The organism is Luteimonas salinilitoris (genome assembly GCF_041300785.1).
GTDB lineage: Bacteria > Pseudomonadota > Gammaproteobacteria > Xanthomonadales > Xanthomonadaceae > Luteimonas > Luteimonas salinilitoris.
The window spans coordinates 759,165-778,889 of record NZ_JBFWIB010000002.1 but is presented as its reverse complement, the minus strand read 5'-3'; the positions used below and the strand labels follow the sequence as shown (position 1 = coordinate 778,889).

Here is a 19,725-nt window from a genome sequence, read left to right as displayed (position 1 = left end):
TCCCCCCCCCCCCCCCCCCCCCCACTCCCACAAAGGGTTGTTCTTGCGGCTGGCGGCCGCACGCCGCTTTTGGCAGTCTGTCGGCGACACCTCACGGATTCGCGCCCATGTCGGCTCCCCGCCACTTCTCGATGTTGCGCGAATTCCGGCTCGCCGACTGGTTCACCCTCGGCAACGCGTTCTGCGGCACCGGCGCGGTGTTCGCGGCGATGCGTTTCCTGCAGGACGGGGTGGTCCGCGACCTAACGATCGGCATGGCGCTGATCCCGCTGGCGTTCGTGTTCGACGCGCTGGACGGGCGCATCGCCCGCTGGCGCAAGGTCGCCTCCACCCTGGGGCGTGAACTGGATTCGCTGGCGGACGTGATCTCCTTCGGCGTGGCGCCGGCCGTGCTCGGCTACGCCTGCGGGCTGCAGGGCGGCTGGGACTGGGTGGTGCTGAGCTACTTCGTCGGCTGCGGCGTCAGCCGGCTGGCGCGCTACAACGTCACCGCCGAGCAATTGGCCGGCGACGCGGGCAAGGTGAAGTATTTCGAAGGCACGCCGATCCCGACCAGCCTGGCGATCGTGATCCTGCTGGCGGTTCTGGCCTGGCATGGCCGCATCGGTGCGCAGCTGTGGCTGGGGGTATGGCAGCTCGGGTCGTGGCAACTGCACCCGTTGGTGCTGGTCTACGCCCTGTCCGGGACCCTGATGATCAGCAAGACGGTGCGCATCCCCAAGCCATGACCGCTGTGTCACGGCGACGACGTGCCCGGTTGCTATCATCCGGAAACCAGCTCCGGAGGGCGGCATGGCGAATAGCGAACCACAGGGCGGCGCGGCCGCTGATTTCGAAAGCCTGGCGCGGCAGTACTGGAACGCCTGGGGCGATGCCTTGCGCAGCGCTTCGCCCGATGCCGGCGCGCAGGGCGCGCAGGCGCTGCAGGACGCGATCGGCCGGTGGGCGCGCATGGCGCAGGAGCAGGAGCAGCCGGGCGCGGCCGACGTCGTCGTCGCGCGCTTCGACGCCCAGGCGCGGCAGTGGTATGCGCAGATGCAGCAGGTTGCGGCGCAGTTCGCCGGACGCGACGGCAGCGCCGCGGACGTGGTCGATGCCTGGAAGCGTGCGCTCGGCGCTGCCGGCGTCAATCCGTTCCCGGAGATGTTCCGGAGCATGCGCGGCCCCGGGCTGCACGATTTCGAGCACTGGATGGAGCAGGTGGCGCCGTTGCTGCAGGCCTGGCGTGCGCAGGGCAGCGATCTGCTGGAGCTGCCGGCGTTCGGTTTCGCACGCGAGCACCAGGAACGCTGGCAGCGACTGGCGCAGGCGCAGGTGGAACTGCAGCAACGGACCGAGGCCTACAACGCGCTGATGCTGAAGGCCTCGCAGCAGGCCTACGCCATCCTCGAGCGCCGGCTCGCCGAGCGCGAGCAGCCGGGGCTGCAGATAGAATCGCCGCGCGCGCTGTTCGACCTGTGGGTGGACGCGGCCGAGGAGGCCTATGCGGAGGTCGCGCTGTCGCCGGAGTTCCGTGAGGCGTACGGGGATCTGGTAAACGCGCAGATGCGCGTGCGCGGTGTGGTGCAGCGCGAGGTCGAGCAGCTGTGCAGGCAGTTCGACATGCCGACGCGCAGCGAACTCGACGGCGCGCACCGCAAGATCGTGGAACTGGAACGACAGGTGCGGCGATTGCGTGACGCGGTGGTTTCGTCGACGGTCGCGTCGCCCGAAGCCGCGGCGGTGCGCAAACCGGCAAAGGCGGCAAAGGCAGGCAAGCCGCGAAAATCCGCCGCCCGCAGCGGCCAGCCCGCCGCGGTGAAGCGCAATGCGAAGACGACGACGAGCAAGCCGGTCGCGGCCAGGAAAACGCCGTCGCGAACCGCCGGAACCGGACAACGGGCTTCGAAGCGTCCGCCGCGAAGCAACGCGAGCAGCCCCGCCAAGCGCGCCGCCGGTCGCGCCAAACGCTCGGCTTCCGCCGCCGCCGGCAAGGCATCTCCCGCGCCCGGTGCGGTGAAGAAGGCCGCCAGGAGCAAGCGCTGACATGCACGGCCCGCTCGACATCAGTACCAAGGCCATGGCCGACGACGCCTTGCGGCTGCAGCAGAAGCTCGCCGCCGGCCTGCAGACCCTGCGCGAGGTCGACGACGTCGACTACGGCGCCACCGAACGCGAGGAAGTCTGGCGCGACGGCAAGACGGTGCTGTACCGCTTCCGCGGCGGCGATACCGATGAGAGCCGGGCGCCGACCGCGAAGGTACCGTTGCTGATCGCCTACGCGCTGGTCAACCGGCCCTACATGGTCGACCTGCAGGCCGACCGCTCGCTGGTCAAGGGACTGCTGGCGCGGGGCGAGGACGTCTACATCATCGACTGGGGCTACCCGGACCGCTCGGACCGTTTCCTCACCCTCGAGGACTACATCGAGCGTTTCATCGGCGGCGCGGTCGACCACCTGCTCGGCAGGTTCGGCATCGACGCGGTCAACCTGCTCGGCATCTGCCAGGGCGGCACGTTCTCGCTGTGCTACGCGGCGCTGCACCCGGACAAGGTGCGCAACCTCATCACCATGGTCACGCCGGTCGACTTCCACACCGACGACAACATGCTGTCGAACTGGACCCGCGGCATCGACGTCGACCTGCTCGTCGACACGCTCGGCAACGTGCCGGCCGACCTGATGAACCTGTGCTACCTGACGCTGAAGCCGTGGCGCCTGTTCGTGCAGAAGTACGTCGGCCTGGTCGACATCCTCGACGACCGCAAGGCGGTCGAGGACTTCCTGCGCATGGAGAAGTGGATCTTCGATTCGCCCGACCAGGCGGGCGAGGCGTTCCGCCAGTTCATCAAGCAGTTCTACCAGGGCAACGGTTTCGTCGAGGGCGGCATCGTCATCGGCGAGAACGAAGTGCACCTGGGCATGGTCGAGATGCCGGTGCTCAACATCTTCGCCGAGCAGGATCACCTGGTCCCGCCGTCCGCCTCGCGGCCGCTGCAGGGGCTGGTCGGCAGCGACGACTATTCCGAGCTGTCGTTCCGTGGCGGCCACATCGGCATCTACGTTTCCGGCCGCGCGCAGAAGGAAGTGCCGACGGCGATCCACGACTGGCTCGCAGCGCGCGCGCCCTGAATCGCGCCGGCGCCGGGCGCGAGCTTCCTGCCACGCGCCTCTCGCCGGCCTTCGCGCTAGACTCGTCTGCAACGCAGCCATTGCGAGCGAGATCATGAACCAGTCTGCCACCCTGTCCCGTTCGATCAACGACCGCGTCCTCGCCGGCGTGCTGGGCGGGATCGCCCGGCGCTTCGGCTGGAGCTCGACCTTGCTGCGGGTGCTGTACGTGGTGGTGTCGATCCTGTCCGCGGCGTTCCCGGGCATCCTCGTCTATCTGGTGCTGTGGCTGGTGATACCGGAAGGCGACTGAGCGCCGCGCCGCACATGGGCCGCACTGCGTCGGTGCTACTGCGCGTCCTCGGCATGCTGTGGACGGCGCCCAACACCGGCCTCGGCCTGATCGCCGGAAGCGTCGGCCTGCCGTTCGGCGCTCGCGTGCATTTCGACCCCCACACGGTAGCGCTCGTGTTTCATCGCTGGCCCTGGGGGCCGGGCGGAGCGATGACGCTCGGCAACACGATCCTGCACACCGGCGAGACCCTCGATGCGCCGTGCCTGACCTATGCGCACCGCGCCGGCCACTGCGAGGAGCCGCCGGTCCGGATCGGCGACCACGAGCGCGCCCATGTCTACCAGTACATGGCGCTCGGCCCGCTGTTCCTGCCGCTGTACCTGGTCTGCGGCGGCATCAGCGTGCGCAACCGCTTCGAGCGCGCCGCCGACCGCTACGCGCAGACGGGCCGGGGCTGGTGGCCGTGGTGAGGGCGACCGATGAAGTCGCCGACGAACGGTCGCCCTGTTTTACGCCCGGCTAACAGGCATCGCGGTAACCTGCATGCGTCGAAGAAAAAGCGAAAGGTGCAAGCCGGACGCAATCGCTTCGACAAGGAAGGCTCAGCCGATCGGGGTCAAACCCGAAAGACTGGGCCTTCTGCTTTTGTGGGGTACAACCTCCGGCCCGACGGACAGGCGTGCAGGGCGCTGTTTACATAGGGCGGGCCGGCTCCCGCTCATGTGGGAGCGACGGAAATCGCGACTTCCCTGGGAGGCATGCCACCGCCACTCCCACATCGAGACACCGATGCGCTCCTGCCCCTATTGCGGATGCGCGTCCGCGTGTCCGGCGGCCAGCGCCGGCTCGAGTTCCGCCGTTCCGTAGCGGCCCTGCAGTACAGGTTGCTCGATCCAGTCCGCCAGCAGGCGCAGATAGCCCTCCGGGTGCCGCAGCAGGATCCGCTCGCCGTCCTCCTCTGCGAATTCGTAGATGCCGTGGTCGGTCTCGGGAAATACCGCCAGGTCGACTGGCCGCCCCTGCGCCTGCAGCGCGCGCAGGCGGCGCAGCGTCTCGGCGTTCGGCGCCTCCCGGTCTTCCGCGGCGATGATCCACAGCTGCGGCACCGCCAGTTCGGCCAGCACCGGTAGCGGCTCGTAATCCCAGCTGGTGCCGACGTCGTAGCGCATCGCGATCCGTCGCGCGGCCCACTGCGGCATCCAGCCCGGGAACTCCAGGATCCTGCCGGTGAACTCGCCGCGGATATCGCCGAACCACGCCTCGTCGCCGTAGGCGCGGCGCACGGCATCCAGTTCGTCGAAGCCCCGGGTGAACCCCGAAGCCATCAACAGTCCCGTCGCATCGGTCACCTCCCGCGCCTTGGCCAGCACGTCCTCGCCGTGGCCGGCGTCGCGCAGGTCGTTCATGACCTGCTCGCGATCCTCGGCGAGCGCGCCCTCGGCCAGGCCGAACATCGCCACGGCGTAGTCCACGCGGGAACGCGACGCCGCCAGCGGGGCGATCCAGCCGCCCTGGCTTCCGCCCGCGTAGCCGGTCCGCGAGAAGCCGTCCGGCGCCAGCCGCAGCGCCTCCTCCAGCGCCGCGACGGCGTCATCGGCGAGCACGCGGAAATCCTGCGTGTATTCGCCTTCGGAACCGCCGGTGCCGCGCTTGTCGTAGACGAACACGGCCACGCCCTGCGCCGGAAGCAGGTACTGCAGCGGATAGATGTCGACCGCGGAATAGCGCTCCGAACCGTGCACGAGTACCGCCAGCGGGACCGGCGCGTCGCTGTCCGCCGGCAATACCAGGCGTCCGCGCAGCGTCAGGTCGCCGCTGCGAAAGCGCGTGTCCTGCGTCGGCAACGCGATCTTCTCCGCCTTGCCCGATGGGCCGCCATCGATGCGGAACTGCATGGTGCCGGCGTCGCAGGGCTCGAACGTCGCCGTCGCCACCGCAGGGCCGTGCTCGCGCCAACCTTTGCGCGCCGACAGTTCCGCGTCGTCGCCGGATGTCTCGAAAAGGCCGCTGCGTCCGTCGAGCAGGCGATGGCGCAGTCCGCCCTCGACCGGCGACAGCGACAGGATTTCGCCGCTCTCCATGCGCCAGGCGCCGGCCTGGCAGGCGATGGCCTCGGGCAGGGGCGTGGTGGTGGCGTCGCGATCGGCGCAGCCGCCCAGCAGCAGGGCGGCCGCAACCGCGGCGATGGCGATCAGGGCAGAGGCGGGCAGTCGGGTCGGCATGGGCATGAATGCGAGCGGGCCAGGGCACCAGACTAACGTTCCGCAGAGTGCCCATCCTGTGCCGAAAGAAAGGATTTGCGGGTGCCGAAGGTCACTGGATGCGTTAGGCTCGAGCTTCCTCAAGAAGAGGGCAGCATCATGAGCGGGTTCCGCGACGACACTCCGCCCTGGTCCTTCTTCGTCCCGATCGCGCTGGCCGTCATCGTCGGCGTGCTTGCCGCCGACGCGATCCGCTATGCGGTGGTGACGGTGTTCGCCGGGCACGACGCACCGATTGCCGAGATTGCGCCACCCGATGCGGCCGAGCCGGGTGTCTCGCCCTTCGCCGAAAATGGTGAGGCATCGCCGGGCCCGGACCTCGACGCTGCCGACCAGGATGCCGCGAGCAGCCCGCGGGCCGAGTCAGTCAACGCCACACAGCCGTCGGACGCTGCGGCCGGTGTCGACCCGGGTGGAGCTGAAGTCGATGCCGTCCTGGTGCCGGCGGCCTCCAGTGCGCTTCAGGAACTGCCGGGGCCGCTCAGCGCCCGCCGCGACGGCAACAACGCCACCTGCATCAACGGCACGGTGGCCTATCGAAGCGGCAACGGTTGGGAACAAAGCCTCGAGAACGACGCACCGATCCGCTGTACCGCGACCTCGCCCTGAGGTGGCTGGCGCTGCCCGGCCGACTCGCATCGCCAGGCAGGTTGTCCGGTCGAATCTGCGCGTGCGTTGCACGGATCCGAAGCGTCACCGTTTTCGGGAAAACAAGCTTCGTGCGGGACGGGTCTTCGAGTCATCCGGCCGGCACGTACGAGCGCTTGTCACGTCGTGCGTGTCAGTGCCGCCACCGACCCGCCCAACGCCCGGGCATTCGGTCCGAAACGCCGTTCCGCGAACACGATCCGCCCGCGTTCCACCAGTACCACGCTGCTCGAGCGCGTGCCGTAGGTTTCGCCCAGGACGAAGGGCGGCGATAACACCCGCTCCAGTTCCAGCCCGATGCCGGTGTCCGGCAGCGACGTGTCCGGCGCGGTGGCCGTGTCGGCGAGGGCCGCGAAAAGCGGTTCGATCAGATCGGGATCATTTGCGGGATCGGCGCTGTCCGGCAGCGATTCCAGCCAGGCCGTCAACGCCCGGGTCGCATGCCCGCTCTTGGGCCAGGCCGCGTCGAAAGCGCCGTTCGACATGGCGTGGACGCCGGGCGCCACCGGCGCATGCATGGGCGGATGGTTGCTGGCGAAGGCGAGGGCATCGCCATCCCACACCAGCAGGTTGAAGCGCCCGTAATCGTGCGCGAGAGGCTGCAACGCCTCGACGTACTGACCGGCCGGTGTGTCGCCACGCGCGAAATCCCGCACCAGCCATCCGCGCGACCGCGGCGCCGCCTCCGCCGCAAGACCGTCCCTGACGTTCGTCACCGCCGCCAGCCGCCCTCGTGTCGACACTTGCAACCAGCTTCCACCTCCCACCAGATCCCGGCCACCGTAGACATCCGGTGCCTCCGGGTCGGCTTCGGCTGCCGCAGCCGGTCGCGCATGCGACTCGTCGCGATTGGCGATCAAGGCCAGCGGAAAGCGGGGATGGATGTTCCAGGCGATGGCGATCAGGCACATGGAGTACATCCTAGCCCGGTCGCCGAGGAAGCGAGGCGACCTTCTCGGTTTGTTCATTCATGGGCCGGCGTCAGCGGCAGAGCAAGCTCCTCAGGGCCGCAGTATTCCGTAAGCGCCGGATTTCCATCCGGAGGGCCATACGCCGAGCGCGCCGAATCGAACGCAACGGTGTACTTTCGCGTCCCGGTTTCGCCTTTGCCTTCATCAAAGCATGCCCGGCTGACCTGCAGATCGGCCCAGGTTTTCCTGGCCTCTCTCGGCCGGACATCAGTGAAGAAATCGTCGAGTACCTTGACGCTGAATCCTCCCGGACAGCTTGCGAATCCCATAAAGTGCACGACGTCGTGCATGCCGTAGGCGCCTGAAAAATCCTTGATCATATAATCTTCCCGGCCGTCAAAGTTCAGGTCGAGATTGGCGTGTATGAATGTCTTCCCGAGTTCGAAGCTATAGAGACAGTCCCCGACGCCATCCGCGCGGCAGATGCTGGCGTGTCGATCATCGCCGACTTCAATTGCCATCCGAATTTCATGGTCAGCCGTCGAGCAAGGATCCATGCGTCGAGTAATATCCTTTCCGGTCGCGTGTCCATCTGATCGCGCAACCGGTGTGCAGGCGACCAACACGAGCACAGCCAGCGCGCTTACAGGAAGTTTCATGGTCATGCACCTAGATGCGTGCGATAAAGCGAAGGCAATATGCTCTGTTCAGTAGAGAGATACAGAGAAAAGATCCTCAAGGGAGCGTCTTCACGGCGATCTCGTGATGCGAGCTCTTGTTGAGCCCCCAGAAAGTCAATGTTTTCTGGTTGGCCTCCGCGGTTGTAGGCGCAAATTCGAATCCGGCGATTGAAAAGATCACACGATAGTCTGGTGAAAGAAACTTGATGGATAAGTTTCCTGTCATTTCATCGTCTTCTCCCGTCTTGCATCTGACAATGTAATGCCCTGCGTAAGCCAGGCCTGATGGATGCTCGCAGTCGGCAGAGTTGCTTGCTTCACCGAGCCACGGTAGGGACGAGGAGTACGTGAGCAAGTGCTCGTCGCTGATAGCGTGATCTATAGACTCGATGGATGCATCGGATCGGCCTCTGCAGTAGGTCCCGACCGATACGGTGGTCATGTCCGTGATGGATCTCACATAGCTGCAATCGATGAGGAGGTCGTCCTGCTCGACGCTGACGATCGGCGTAATCGTCTTGTATTTCGAGCGGGACGAGAATGTCTCGTGGACAATTACGTATCTGCCTTCTGAAGGTCCATCGATGTAGATAAAGTTCGAGCCATGATTTGCGACGATGTCCTTCGCAATGGCGATTTCCTTGATCCTGCCCAGATCCTGCGCGACGTGGGTTTCTTCGTCTTCGACTGCAGACGCGGTCCGTGAAGGAGCAGACGCGGTCCATGAAGGAGAGGGTAGCGAGCCCCTATTTCCGCGAGTCGTGACGTCCTGACAACTCAGCAGGAAAATGGAGAGAGCGGACGGGACCAGCAGGGAGAGGTTCGAGGGCATTCTTGGCATCAGCCATCAATCATTCGTTACTGATGCTGTGTGCTCATATCGTCCACTAGTTTTTTTTCGGCTGGCTGAGCAGGGCGTCCATGAGAGGCAATCTATCTTCTGCTAAGAAGCTTGCGGATACTTGCCGCGTCTCGGTAACGATAATGGACCTTTTCTCCCTCGCGTGTGCCGTCCAGGCCTTCCCCGATCTTTTCCTCGACATCTTTCAGTCGGGAAAAATCCGTACTGCTTGCATTGGCCTTGTAAACATAAGTCCTGAAGTAGTTACCTGATGTTTGCAATCCAGAATGCCTCACTTCCAAACGCGCAAGAACAAGCAATTCCTTGCGCCCATCTCTGTCTACGTCCATGGTAAAGACCGATTCAATATTGGGCGGGCCGCCTTCCGGTTCTATTTTCCCTAGGTAGTAGGATCTCGGGGTGGCGTCTGCCTGGCTGGTCAAGTACATTTCAATGCTCGGATCGCGGTCGATCCGTTCGACGTAGAAGAACTGGATGAGAGAGTTAAGGGACGGGAAATCGACCCTTAACGTCGGTGAAGCGATCGAAGTCGCTGAATTTTCCCGGTTGTCATCGGCGTTGGTTATGCCGACAAGTGTTAACAGGAGTGCCAGAACTAGCAAGAATTTCTTCACCGGGTTGCCTCTTTGGGCCCTTGGCCTAATTTGCTGAGCTAATTGGAGCATCCTAACGCGTTCCTGGCACACAATTCAGACTTGGTGCCTTCGTGCTCATCTGTAGAGTGAGCGGAATTTATTTCGTCTGTCTTGTTTTCCGAGCCCGCAGGTCGGGTTGACGGGCAGGTGCTAATCGTTATGGTCATTAGTATGGCGTTGTGATTTTCATTTTGAAGTCCGAGCTAAGTGGCGGAGGGAATTAAGGGGCAAGTATTGGTGACTTAGTTGCCTCCGTTCCTTTTAGCTCAGCTTTTTTATTCGCGCTGACGCGCTGGCATTCACTTGTCTTCTCTGGGTCTTCGGGTGGTTGCTTGATACTGGAAGCTGCATCATTTGAAAGAAGCGCATCCATCGGTGTTCCCTGCAATACTTCGCAAGAGTAATGGGACGTAGGATCGGAACGCCAGTCAGAAAATGTGTAAACGGAGCGCGTTAGAAGCCATTTTTCATTAGAATATGAAATATAGTGAGTCGCTGAATTTTCTTCTCTTGGATAATAAGTTTGGATTGATATTACTTCTGGGTTGGGCGCGCCTTCCTGTACTTCTTGGCTGATCGTATCAAGGGTTCTCCCTCCATCCTCAGTGAAATTAATGCTACTGAGAACCTTGGTGAAGCTATCATTTGTGCGACGAAAGAAAATCAATTCGTTTCCGCTATTGACGGCACTACTCACGACTTTGTCTGGTGATCCATCATCATCAATGTCTATGTCGTAGATTATATAATTTTTGCTATTCTCATGCTCTTTTAGCTCGTTACCGTATTGCGCAGGCCCTTCTGTGGCATGAGTTTTTGTGGCGCCAATAGCTGAGCTTGGGTCGTGAGTCAATGCTGGGGATGCACTAGTAGAGCGCGATTGTTCACACGCAACGAACAAGATTGGTGTTAGTAATAAAGCCATTAATGCTGCGTAATTATTTGTTATTGACACAGTCTTCATACTTTATAATCTATTTTAGTTTGCTGACATAGGCCCGTCTCTCTGACAATCCGTTGCTCCCTCCGTTTACGAGTCAGCTGATCACATCCACGTAATCGTCGAGGGACGACTCCCTAGGGGCGGTCAGCGCCGCAAGACTTTCCAAGTCTTCGCGGCAACGAGAGGTCCAGCGCAAGATTTACTTGCCATCCTGCTCGACCACCACCGGTGTTGTGCCGTTGCAAATGACCCTCTCGCCAGTATCAGGGTCTGACATCCCTTCAACACTCTGTAGCGGCAAGACAGCATTGGCCGCAGATATGCTTGGATCGTAAAACTCAGCGATGACTGCGCTCAGGTCCGCAGAGAACACGATCCGATAGTAGTTTCTTGTCCGAACATCAGGGTTCTTCCCTGGGCCTGTCTGAATTACGAGGTCAACGGAATTGCCGTCGCATCCGTGGCTTTCCAATGCGAATATCCTCTCCACCTTATCAAATCCCACCTCGGAGAGAGCATGTTCGATTTCCGCTCCACCCGAAAAAGTTCCACTGACAAGCTTGCCCGACTCAGATTCATGTAAAGAGAACTTATAGCTTTGTATCTCGACCGACATAGGGCTATTGATCTCCGGCGGAACGAACAACTCGGCGCCAGCAGGCAACTCAACAGGACAAGCTGCGGCAGCACAGGAAGCCATCAATAACACAAGAGCACTCATCCTCCATCCAGCGCGCATCAGCGCAAAGTCCGGACACAGATGTCCCACATAAGAAATATCTAAAATACGTCCATGGTTTATTGGTCGAAATGTATTTTCGTGCATTCAGTCCACATATTGATTAGCTCATTGCTTTCACTCAAATATTGTATCTCGCACCAGCCTGCCGTTTCGCTTTTGATGATCACTCTGTCTTCGGCTATCAGGTATGAACGTGTCTTGTCTGCAACGACGGGAAATGAGTGAAGGGATGCTTTTTCTCTAATTGTTCCGCTCAGTTGTCTGCCAGATAGCCAGTTCTGATAAATTGGAGAATTAATGCTGGACTCTATCGATTCTTTTGTTTTGTATGGAAATTCATAGATTATATTGTAATCTTTATTAGTTTGATCGATAGGTTCTGCGATATCGCCTCCGGTTCCAAACCATTTGGAAATCTTTTCATTTCTTTCATATTTTCCGCCGTTTTCTGTGTATACCGAAACTGTATAATAATCACTAACGTAGTTCTCGCCAGTGTCGGATCTGATTTCAATGCTGTGAATTACAAATATATCCGAATTTCCATCGTTATTTGCGTCTAGAAAGAAGCTGCCTCGAACTTTTCCTGTTCCGGCTAAATAGGGAAGGTCATCAAGATTTTCATGCTCTCCATTCTGGTTGTATATATATATGGAAACTTGCGGTTCTTCGTTAGATGGATTGCGGCCGCTTTCATCAGTAAGCGGTTTGAGCATGAAGCAAATAGCTTTGTTCCCGTCATATATGGGAGGGGCGGCTTGTTGAAGGTTGTCAATTGCGCAATCACTGAGTGCCGATACCGTTTGGCATCCGGAGAGAGCTATTGCTATAAAAAATGTTTTGATCATCTGATGCACTCCCCGAATTCATCTTCAAATATCTTCGATATCTCCCTCATGAACCTTTGTCGTTCGGCTAGGCCCTTATATCCGGGGTTGATTGGGTAGGTGACACGTTTTACGGCAGCATCGCCTGCATAGCTTGGGTTGTCAGCTATTGTTCCAATGCTATGCTTTTTCCAATACCATAAGCCTGTTTCCATAATGACTGCGGTTTTGGTCTCTACTAGTTCAGGATTTGAATCGATTGGGTGTCCGACTTCTTTCGCATAATTTTCATATGTTTCGAAATGCGTCAGATGTAATAAGCCTCTTCCTCTATAATCTTTGTTTGGAAATTTATTGCTCCCAAAGCAGTGCTGTCCATACCCTGCGTCATTTTTAAGAAGATTGTCTTCTATGTAGTCAATTTTATCTTTGTTGGTTTCAAAAGTAAGTCCTTTTCTGACAAACCCATTATTTATGGCTGTTGGTGCCATAGCGTATAAGGATTCGGCAGTATAGCTTGAGTAATAAAGGGACTCTCGAAACGCTGTGAATCGTTTAGTCTCATGTTTGCCTTGGGCTAGCAAATGTTTGATTTGACTGCAGGTATTTACTTCATATTTTGTGAGAAGCTCTCCCGATAGTTCTGAAAACTCCGTTAAGAATTTATCTTTAGCTTCCGAGCCTGCTACTTTTCGCATAAAATCAAAAGATAAGAGTATCGATCTTCCGCATGTTTTGCATGTCAGCCCTGATTTAAAGAAATTTCCGACCAATCCCACTGGATGAAAGTGGTTCGCCTTGCTCACCTGCGGGAACCCGTGCTTGCCCTTGACGTCATCCCACCAAGTCAGCGACTTGATACGGCTCTTCTCCTGGGTCCAGTCCGCCTTGCGCTCTTCGGGAATGTGCTGGTCGATCTCGTCCCACTTGCTCATCGGCCCCGACCATTCGTTCTCGTATTCGACGATGAGGCGCGAGATGGCCTGGGCCAACCATGGCCTGGCCAGGGCCTTGCGGATCTCCTGCGGCGAGAGGTGGCCGTCCTTCTCTTTTCCGCCATCCGCCTGGTCGATGATGTCATAGAGCTTGCTGAACACGGGACGGGTGTCGACCGGCTCGCCCTCGGCTGCCAGTTCGCCTTCCTCGCTCGGTGTGGCCTGGCGCTGCTGGACGACATGGCGGGCATACAGCTGCGCCGGGGTGCTGGTCTCGCCCTTCACGATCTCGAATCCGGGCCACGCCCAGGGCGAGCACAGGGTGACGTTGGCGTGATCCTTCTCACGCGCCCAGCCCGTCCGGCTCGACCCGTCCGCGGTGCCGACGTCGATCTCCCACCAGCGGGTGCCGTCCTCCTCCGCGGCGCTCTTCTCGAGCAGCTTGATCTGCCTTACACGCAGGAATCCGGCCTGTGGGCCGTTCGCTCCTGCAACCTGTAGGGGAAAGCGATTCCAGAGGGAAGTGGCTGTGCTCGAGGCACCTGTTTCGGCAACCTGCGAGCGCCGCGCCCAGGCCTCGGTGCCGCCGGCGGGCAATACCTCACGCCGTGGGTAGTTCTCCTTTTGCTCAGGGGTGAGCGCGTTGTAGGCTTCGACGGTGATCTTGTCCGTGTCCGTCGTGCCCACGACCATGGACAACGTTTGGCCGCCGCCATAGGTTCGCGTGTCCGTGCTATAGCCGTTGAGCGTGGCCTTGGAAACGATTTGCAGCGCTCCCTTGCGCACCTTGACCCATTCGCCCGTCTTCGGGGAATCGGCGGTCGGCGCGACGCTTTCGCCTGCGCCCAGTTGCAAGTCCGACTCGGCAGGCACGACCAGCGTCGCGCCCGGCTCGACCACCAGCAGGGTCTTCTGCTTGGCGTCCAGTTCCTTGTCGCGGTCGCGGCTCTTCTTGATGAACTCGTCGATATCCTCGTGGGTGAACACATCCACCTGCGCCAGTGGACGGCCGGTGCAGGACGTGGCCAACGGGTTCATGTCGCCGTAGCGCTGGTACTCGCCCAGATACCCCATCAGGTCGCCCGCCTTGGCTGGGATGGGCGTGTCCGGGATCGCGATGCTGTCCTTGGTGGCCGGTTCGGCTGCCGCCGGCGTGAGTTCCTTCTTGTAGGCAGTGGCACCGGAGATCTCGGCGGGCGTGGTCTGGCCGCCGACGATCTCCGTGACCGTGTAGTACCCCTTGTTTGCGGATTCCGCGCCGAGACGCAGCTTGGTGCCGCGCGGCGCGAAGCCGCAGTAGCCGCCGCTGGCATCGCGCAGGTTCAGGCCGACGCCGTCCTCGGGGATATGCGGGTTGTCGGGGTGATTCTGCCGGCTGTCATTGGCGTCTTCGCCCACCGAATAGACAGGTTCGCCCCAGTATGCAGGGCGCTTCTTCTTGTCATCGTCCTGGTATCCCTTCCAGTACAGCAAGTGCATGTACAAGCTGTAGAACACCATCGAAGGCTGCTCGGATGCTGCGGTCGAGGATTGCGATTGCGCCGGCGCTTGCGGCTCTTCGCGGGCCGCGGCGCCTTGTTGGGGGGCACCGGGCGCGGCGTCCGGAGGCAATGGCCGGTCTGGCAGCACGGGCCCCTCGGCAGGCAGCGCGACTGGCTGCGGAGCAGCGGGCGCGGTTGCGGCTTCCGTGCTTGCGTCGCCGCTGTTGGCGGGGGCGGCGGGCAGCTGCAACCGATGCCTGACCAGGGCGAAGCCGGACGAGTACTTCGCCGCCTTGCAGGTCTCGTACTCCACTTCCGGGTATTTGTCCCCGTCGATCCGCCAGGCGATGACCTCGCCATCGGCGATGCAGCGCACGCCGCCGTCCTGGGACAGGGCGGTGCCGGTCTGGCTGCCGAAGTGGATGCCGCCGTGCCACTGGCCGTTGACGCCGATGGGATAGAACCCGTCCTCCGCCTTGGCCAGCGCGTCGTAATAGACCTGCGGGTCGTCGATCTCGACGATCTTGGGGTCGTCCGGGTTCGAGGCGTCCGTTTTCGGGAAGGGGTAGACGAACTTCTTGAGAGATTCAGGGGCTTCGTTGCCATTGCTCATGCGGGCGTCCTTGTCTGTCGTTCATCAACCGGAGAAGTCGAGCATCCTGTCCGGTTCGAGTTTCACGATGCCGTCCGGCAGGGAAAGCCTGACGTCGCCACTCTCCCCGCCCAAGAACGGATGCTGACTCGCCTTGACCGTGAAATTCCCCGGACAGGCAAACGTGATGTCGCCACCCTCCAGCGTTACCTGCGTCTGCCCCGCCTGCAGCACGATCTTCTGCTGCGCGAGCACGTCGATGCGCTCGTCGGTGGCGGTGAAGGTGACCGACTGGTCGGCCAGCAGTTCCAGTGGACCGGTATGCGCCTGCAGGGTGACCGGGCCGTTGGCGGCGATGGCGCGGATCGGGCCGGCGTGGGCGTAGAGGGCGGCGTGCTGGCCGGAGACGGACGAGAACGTCTGCCCGGCGCTGAGCTGGGCGTCGTCCTGCGCGGTCAGGTGCAGGGCGCCGCCGGCGTAGGCGACGGCGCTTTTCCGGGTGGCGAAGGCGATCGACTCGGGCGATTCGGCGATCAGCTTGGGATCGGCGAAGCGCTCCACCGGATCTTCGCCGGGATCTCGGCCGCCGGGCGCCGGCTTCATCGCGCTCTGGCCGGCGACGCTGCCGGCGTACTTGCCATCGACCTGCGGGTCGATCGCCTCGCGCAGCGCGGTGAGGCGGTCGTTGGCGTCGAAGCCCGGCACCTGTTGCTGGAGCAGGGTGTCGTGCAGGCTCTCGGCGGTGCGCTCGGCGCCCGTGAGCTGGGCGATCGCCTCGCTCAGGTCGAGCTGGGTGGACGCGGCGTCGGGTCGCGCGGTACTGGTCAGCAGCAGGCCCTGGCCGGCGTGCACGTTGCCCCAGCCGCCGGTGGCCAGTTCGATGCCTTGTCCGCGCAGGCCGCCACGGCTGGCGTCCTGGTGATCGATCAGGTAGCCCAGCTCCAGCCGGCTGTCGGCCAGGCTGGTGTGCAGACGGGTGCGCAGCTGGCCGGGGGTGTCGTCGAGCACCCATTGCTGGGTGCCGGCGCCGTCGTGCGCCTGGCTGTGCAGGCCGCTCACGGTGCCGGGGTGGTTGGACGGTCCGTCGATGCCGCCGGCGAAGGGCGGGGCGACCTCGCCGTTGTACAGCTGGCCGGTGATGCGCGGCTGGTCGATGTCGCCGTGCAGGAACTCGACCAGCACCTCGGCCTCCAGCCGCGGCAGGAAATGGCTGCCCCAGTTGGGCCCGGCGAGCCACTCGGCCACCGGCACCCAGGTGCCGCTGGTCGCGTCCCCGGGTGCATGCCCCGGGTGCTGGCTGGCGGTGTCGGTCAGGCCGCCCGGGTTCGGTTGCGGGCCGCGCTGCCAGGCGAACTGGATCCGCACCTGATGGTCGCGGCTCGGCGTCACCGCGGCTTCGGGCAGGCCGACCACGTGCGCGGTCTGCGGCCCGTGCACGGTCGGGCGCGGGCGCGGCAACGGCGCCACCGGGGTGCCGGCGGGCACCGCGGCGAAACGATTGCGATAGCTGCCGTGCTCCAGGTCGGCGGAGGCGAGCAGGGCGGTGATGCCGCTGCCGAGGTTGTTGACCGCCACGTGCGCGATACGCAGCGGCAGGAAGGCCTGGCCGCCGTGGTTGGGATGCTGCTCCAGGGTGAAGGTGCTGCCCGCTGTCAGCATGCGGCCGCTGCCGGCGCCGAAATGCAGCGTCTGCGGCAGGCGCAAAGCATCGAGCCGGTGCGTGGCCTCGGCCTGGGCGTGATCGGCCTGGGCGAAGCGCCCGGCACGCGGCTGCACGAAGACCTCCAGCGGGGGCAGGGTGCCGGCGTCGGCCTCGCTCTGGCCGGCCACGCTGGTCAGCTGCTCGCTCTGCCAGCTGGCGACCTGGCTGCGGTTGGGCACCAGCTGGCGCTGTTCGCTGAAGGCGCTGACGGCATCGGCGGTCTCGGTGCCGTCGATGCGGTGGAAACGGAGGTGCCCGCTCTCGGGCGCTTCGGCCGCCTGGTCGTGGATCACCAGGGTGTGGCGGACGGAATCGTCATCGCCGCCGTTGCCGGCATCGTCCTGCGCGTGCTCGTAGCGCCAGGCCAGCCCTGCCTCGGCCAGCAGCCGGGCGACGAAGTCCCAGTCGCTCTCGCGATACTGGGTGGTGATCGCGCGCACCGGCAGGGCGCGGGTTACGTCGAAGCGGAACGCCGCCTGCGGATAATCGGCGAACACCTGCTCGAGCACGCCGCGCACGTCCAGGTCCTGGAATATCAGCGCGTTGCGGCGATGGGTGAGCAATGCCGTCCACGGTTCCATGGTCAGTCGGTAGCGGGCCAGGCCGCCGTCGGCGCCCAGCGGCGCGACCTCGGTGCACAGGCCGTGCCAGCGGCGATGGGCGCCATCGGCCCGGCGCAGGCGCAGGCCGAGCGGCTGCTCGAGCAGGTCGTCCGGCGACAGGAACGCCGACGTGGAGAAGACGTCGATGTCGAACCGGAACGGCGCGCAGACGGCTTCATTGCCATCGAACCGTTCCACCACCAGCCCCGATACCGGGGCGTCCAGCTGGATCAGGCGTGCATGTTGCGACGGTACCGCGAGCGCGGCGAGCGCCTCGCGGGCCAGAGAAGGCATGTCCATATCGTTCTCACGGCAGGGTGATGGTGACGTGGGCCGTGCGTTCGGGCATCTGCACGACCTGTTGATAGGCGGCCATGCGCTGCTCGGTCCGGTGACCGAGCCAGGCGCTCAGGCCGAAGTAGCCGAGCAGGCCGAACGTGCCCACCAGCATCGCCGGCAACCACAGCGGCACCACGCGACGCAGGGCATGGGCGACGTTGTCCGGCGGCGGCCAGTGCGGCGCGAAGCCGGTGCGCTTGCCCTTGAGATAGACGATCTCGTCGCCGAGGCGCGCGGTCAAGTAGCCGAGCTTCTCCGGGCCCTCGAGCCGGTACTTGCCCTCGAAGCCAAGCAGCAGGCAGTAGTGGTAGACCTCCAGCGACGGCAGCCGCGGCGCGCCCTGCGCGCGCAGTTCCTCGAGGCGGTCGAAGAAGTGCTCGCCGGCGAGATGGTCGCCGAACAGGCGCAGTTGCAGCGGCTGCAGCTCCCAGGCGTCGCGCACCGCGGACGGCTGCGACAGGACCACCTCGTCCACGGCGGCGCAGAAGGCGTACTTGGCGGCGTACACGTCCTCGGAAGCGATGCCGAGCTTGATCGCGCCGCGTTCGACGCCGTCGAGGAACCGCTGCACCGACTGCACGAAACCTTCGACGCTGTCCGGCAACTGGCCGCGCTTGAGCAGCAGCAGCAGGTAGAAGCCGTCGGACATCAGGTCGAGCAGGCTGCGCGGCGTGGCGGTGCCGGCGGCGCCCGGCGCGGCCGCGTGCTGCGGCGTGAGCGACGGCATCGGGGCGGGGACGGGGGGGAGCTTCGAGTTCATGGCGCCACCGCGATCAGTTCGAGCTTGAGTTCACGCAGGCCCGAAGGCACGTAGATCATCAGCGACTGCGCCTTGAGCATCCGTTCGTACAGCGGGCCGCGCGTCTCGACCGCGAAGTAATAGCTGCCCGGGCGTACCGGGATCGCGGCAGGGACCTGCGCCGCGTGGGTCAGCTTCACCCCGGGCAGCGCCGACAGCACGCACTTCTCCACGTCGTCCGGCGCGCCGACCTTGAACCGCACCGGTACCGTCTGCACCAGTTCCTGCCCCGGCATGTCGGCAGCGACGCCCAGGTAGAACGCGGAGTTGTCGTCGATGCGTTGCGAATCGATGCGGCCGACGTGGAACGACGGTTTGACCTCGGACAGCGCGATCTGGAAGTAGCGCGCCGAGATCACCGTCTCGAGCAGCTCGCGGATCATGCCGAACAGGCGCTCGAAACTGGCCTCGGGGGCGGCATGGTCGTACTTCGGCAGGTCCGACAGGCCGTAGGCCTTCGAGAACGTGAGCAGTCCCCCGGCAAGCCGCAGCAGTTCCTGGTGCAGGCGCTCCGGGTGCAGTCCGGCGTTGTGGAACAGGTGCGAGAGCGTGGCGAAGGACGAGGTCGCGGTGTGCAGCAGCCAGAATGAGGCGATGTCGCCGGAGCGGAATTCGATGATGTGCTGCGATGGTTGCCGGTGCAGTCCGTACAGCGCGTCCACCTTGGCCTGCAGCGAGTCCAGCAGCGTCCGCAGCTGCATGCGCAGTTGCGGCGCGGCGCCGATGCTCAGGCTCGGCGGCTGGAATGCCTCGTCGAACTCGAAGCCGCCGGTCGGCGTGCGCCGCACCCGCGCCACCGCGACCGTCACGTAGGCGTCGCGGGGCTTGTCGTCGGTGAGCAGGCGCACGGACTTGCGCAGGTACGACAGCTCCGCCTCGGCGGCATCGGTGTAGAGGTCCGGCGTCGGCTGGTTGTCCTGCACGAAGCGCGCGGACTGCGTGCCGTCGCCGTTGTCGCCGCAGTTGCCGCCGTGCTCGCGGATCAGCGGCAGCGCGAGGTGCACCGTCGTCGCCTGCACGCCCTCGGGCAGGTCGCCCAGCGACAGCGCGTCGGGCAGTTCGTCGTGCGCGGGGGCGTCGTAGGTCTCACCGTCGGGGAAGATCGCCGAGAGCTCGAGCGCGCGCAGGCTGCCGGTGGCAAGGCTTTGCGGGTCGAAGCGCAGGCTGCGTACGCCCCAGGCGTGCGGGTGCAGGCTGCGGGCGAGATCCTGCAGGCGCGCCTCGTGGTAGGCGTCCTGGCGCTGGAAATGCTGCGGCCGCAGGAACAGTCCCTCGCCCCAGAACACTTTCGACATCCGACTCACGTGCGACACGCTGCAATCCTTTGGCTGTTTCGTTCGTCATGCTGCAGTGCAGCGGCATGCGCGGGGCGCCGGACGT

18 protein-coding genes are annotated in these 19,725 nt (G+C 63.3%); 6 read left to right on the top strand and 12 right to left on the bottom strand.

The window, feature by feature from the left end:
* Positions 1–107: 107 nt before the first annotated feature.
* The 5 genes from AB5T46_RS06750 to AB5T46_RS06730 all read left to right on the top strand — a co-directional run bounded on the left by AB5T46_RS06750 (position 108) and on the right by AB5T46_RS06730 (position 3,856).
* Positions 108–728: a CDP-alcohol phosphatidyltransferase family protein gene (locus tag AB5T46_RS06750; protein WP_370563087.1), complete on the top strand. Its 621-nt coding sequence runs from the start codon at positions 108–110 to the stop codon at positions 726–728.
* A gap of 64 nt (positions 729–792) precedes the next feature.
* On the top strand, positions 793–2,025 hold the full coding sequence (gene phaE, locus AB5T46_RS06745; protein WP_370563086.1) for a class III poly(R)-hydroxyalkanoic acid synthase subunit PhaE: 1,233 nt from the start codon (positions 793–795) through the stop codon (positions 2,023–2,025).
* Position 2,026: 1 nt separating this feature from the next.
* A complete protein-coding gene (locus tag AB5T46_RS06740) occupies positions 2,027–3,112 on the top strand; it encodes a class III poly(R)-hydroxyalkanoic acid synthase subunit PhaC (RefSeq protein ID WP_370563085.1) in 1,086 nt (361 codons plus the stop codon).
* Between the two features lie 94 nt (positions 3,113–3,206).
* Complete coding sequence (locus AB5T46_RS06735; protein ID WP_370563084.1) at positions 3,207–3,404, top strand: PspC domain-containing protein; 198 nt, start codon at positions 3,207–3,209, stop codon at positions 3,402–3,404.
* Positions 3,405–3,418: 14 nt separating this feature from the next.
* Positions 3,419–3,856 (top strand): hypothetical protein, encoded by a 438-nt coding sequence (locus tag AB5T46_RS06730; protein ID WP_370563083.1) that lies wholly within the window; start codon positions 3,419–3,421, stop codon positions 3,854–3,856.
* 333 nt (positions 3,857–4,189) lie between these two features.
* Here AB5T46_RS06730 and AB5T46_RS06725 read toward each other — a convergent pair whose 3' ends face one another.
* Positions 4,190–5,608: an alpha/beta hydrolase family protein gene (locus tag AB5T46_RS06725; RefSeq protein ID WP_370563082.1), complete on the bottom strand. Its 1,419-nt coding sequence runs from the start codon at positions 5,606–5,608 to the stop codon at positions 4,190–4,192.
* A 138-nt stretch (positions 5,609–5,746) separates the two neighbouring features.
* On the opposite strand from AB5T46_RS06725, the gene AB5T46_RS06720 reads away from it, so the two are divergent.
* Entirely contained in the window at positions 5,747–6,256 is a 510-nt protein-coding gene (locus AB5T46_RS06720; RefSeq protein WP_370563081.1) for a hypothetical protein, read from the top strand.
* Between the two features lie 158 nt (positions 6,257–6,414).
* On the opposite strand, the gene AB5T46_RS06715 is transcribed toward AB5T46_RS06720, so the two are convergent.
* From AB5T46_RS06715 to tssK, 11 genes are all read right to left on the bottom strand, one after another.
* Complete coding sequence (locus tag AB5T46_RS06715; protein ID WP_370563080.1) at positions 6,415–7,206, bottom strand: NRDE family protein; 792 nt, start codon at positions 7,204–7,206, stop codon at positions 6,415–6,417.
* Positions 7,207–7,259: 53 nt separating this feature from the next.
* Complete coding sequence (locus AB5T46_RS06710; protein WP_370563079.1) at positions 7,260–7,871, bottom strand: hypothetical protein; 612 nt, start codon at positions 7,869–7,871, stop codon at positions 7,260–7,262.
* A 70-nt stretch (positions 7,872–7,941) separates the two neighbouring features.
* Positions 7,942–8,718 (bottom strand): hypothetical protein, encoded by a 777-nt coding sequence (locus AB5T46_RS06705; RefSeq protein WP_370563078.1) that lies wholly within the window; start codon positions 8,716–8,718, stop codon positions 7,942–7,944.
* 101 nt (positions 8,719–8,819) lie between these two features.
* Positions 8,820–9,362: a hypothetical protein gene (locus AB5T46_RS06700; RefSeq protein WP_370563077.1), complete on the bottom strand. Its 543-nt coding sequence runs from the start codon at positions 9,360–9,362 to the stop codon at positions 8,820–8,822.
* A gap of 241 nt (positions 9,363–9,603) precedes the next feature.
* Positions 9,604–10,347 carry a hypothetical protein gene (locus tag AB5T46_RS06695; RefSeq protein WP_370563076.1) on the bottom strand — a complete coding sequence of 248 codons (744 nt, stop codon included), beginning with the start codon at positions 10,345–10,347 and terminating at the stop codon, positions 9,604–9,606.
* 178 nt (positions 10,348–10,525) lie between these two features.
* Entirely contained in the window at positions 10,526–11,152 is a 627-nt protein-coding gene (locus AB5T46_RS06690) for a hypothetical protein (protein ID WP_370563075.1), read from the bottom strand.
* The gene (locus tag AB5T46_RS06685) at positions 11,125–11,916 is read right to left on the bottom strand and encodes an FG-GAP repeat domain-containing protein (protein ID WP_370563074.1); all 792 of its coding nucleotides are present in this window, start codon (positions 11,914–11,916) and stop codon (positions 11,125–11,127) included. The genes AB5T46_RS06690 and AB5T46_RS06685 overlap by 28 nt, the downstream gene beginning before the upstream one ends.
* Positions 11,913–14,924 (bottom strand): glycoside hydrolase family 19 protein, encoded by a 3,012-nt coding sequence (locus AB5T46_RS06680; RefSeq protein ID WP_370563073.1) that lies wholly within the window; start codon positions 14,922–14,924, stop codon positions 11,913–11,915. The genes AB5T46_RS06685 and AB5T46_RS06680 overlap by 4 nt, the downstream gene beginning before the upstream one ends.
* 24 nt (positions 14,925–14,948) lie before the next feature.
* Positions 14,949–17,507, bottom strand: coding sequence for a type VI secretion system Vgr family protein (locus tag AB5T46_RS06675; protein ID WP_370563072.1), 2,559 nt, complete (start codon positions 17,505–17,507; stop codon positions 14,949–14,951).
* 7 nt (positions 17,508–17,514) lie between these two features.
* On the bottom strand, positions 17,515–18,306 hold the full coding sequence (icmH, locus tag AB5T46_RS06670) for a type IVB secretion system protein IcmH/DotU (RefSeq protein WP_370563071.1): 792 nt from the start codon (positions 18,304–18,306) through the stop codon (positions 17,515–17,517).
* Positions 18,303–19,640, bottom strand: coding sequence for a type VI secretion system baseplate subunit TssK (gene tssK / locus AB5T46_RS06665; RefSeq protein ID WP_370563070.1), 1,338 nt, complete (start codon positions 19,638–19,640; stop codon positions 18,303–18,305). The genes icmH and tssK overlap by 4 nt, the downstream gene beginning before the upstream one ends.
* Between the last annotated feature and the right edge of the window lie 85 nt (positions 19,641–19,725).

Coding starts and splice junctions, on each gene's coding strand:
- AB5T46_RS06750 (WP_370563087.1), top strand. CDS start 108: ATGTCGGCTCCCCGCCACTTCTCGATGTTGCGCGAATTCCGGCTCGCC.
- phaE (WP_370563086.1), top strand. CDS start 793: ATGGCGAATAGCGAACCACAGGGCGGCGCGGCCGCTGATTTCGAAAGC.
- AB5T46_RS06740 (WP_370563085.1), top strand. CDS start 2,027: ATGCACGGCCCGCTCGACATCAGTACCAAGGCCATGGCCGACGACGCC.
- AB5T46_RS06735 (WP_370563084.1), top strand. CDS start 3,207: ATGAACCAGTCTGCCACCCTGTCCCGTTCGATCAACGACCGCGTCCTC.
- AB5T46_RS06730 (WP_370563083.1), top strand. CDS start 3,419: ATGGGCCGCACTGCGTCGGTGCTACTGCGCGTCCTCGGCATGCTGTGG.
- AB5T46_RS06725 (WP_370563082.1), bottom strand. CDS start 5,608: ATGCCGACCCGACTGCCCGCCTCTGCCCTGATCGCCATCGCCGCGGTT.
- AB5T46_RS06720 (WP_370563081.1), top strand. CDS start 5,747: ATGAGCGGGTTCCGCGACGACACTCCGCCCTGGTCCTTCTTCGTCCCG.
- AB5T46_RS06715 (WP_370563080.1), bottom strand. CDS start 7,206: ATGTGCCTGATCGCCATCGCCTGGAACATCCATCCCCGCTTTCCGCTG.
- AB5T46_RS06710 (WP_370563079.1), bottom strand. CDS start 7,871: ATGACCATGAAACTTCCTGTAAGCGCGCTGGCTGTGCTCGTGTTGGTC.
- AB5T46_RS06705 (WP_370563078.1), bottom strand. CDS start 8,718: ATGCCCTCGAACCTCTCCCTGCTGGTCCCGTCCGCTCTCTCCATTTTC.
- AB5T46_RS06695 (WP_370563076.1), bottom strand. CDS start 10,347: ATGAAGACTGTGTCAATAACAAATAATTACGCAGCATTAATGGCTTTA.
- AB5T46_RS06690 (WP_370563075.1), bottom strand. CDS start 11,152: ATGCACGAAAATACATTTCGACCAATAAACCATGGACGTATTTTAGAT.
- AB5T46_RS06685 (WP_370563074.1), bottom strand. CDS start 11,916: ATGATCAAAACATTTTTTATAGCAATAGCTCTCTCCGGATGCCAAACG.
- AB5T46_RS06680 (WP_370563073.1), bottom strand. CDS start 14,924: ATGAGCAATGGCAACGAAGCCCCTGAATCTCTCAAGAAGTTCGTCTAC.
- AB5T46_RS06675 (WP_370563072.1), bottom strand. CDS start 17,507: ATGGACATGCCTTCTCTGGCCCGCGAGGCGCTCGCCGCGCTCGCGGTA.
- icmH (WP_370563071.1), bottom strand. CDS start 18,306: ATGAACTCGAAGCTCCCCCCCGTCCCCGCCCCGATGCCGTCGCTCACG.
- tssK (WP_370563070.1), bottom strand. CDS start 19,640: ATGTCGAAAGTGTTCTGGGGCGAGGGACTGTTCCTGCGGCCGCAGCAT.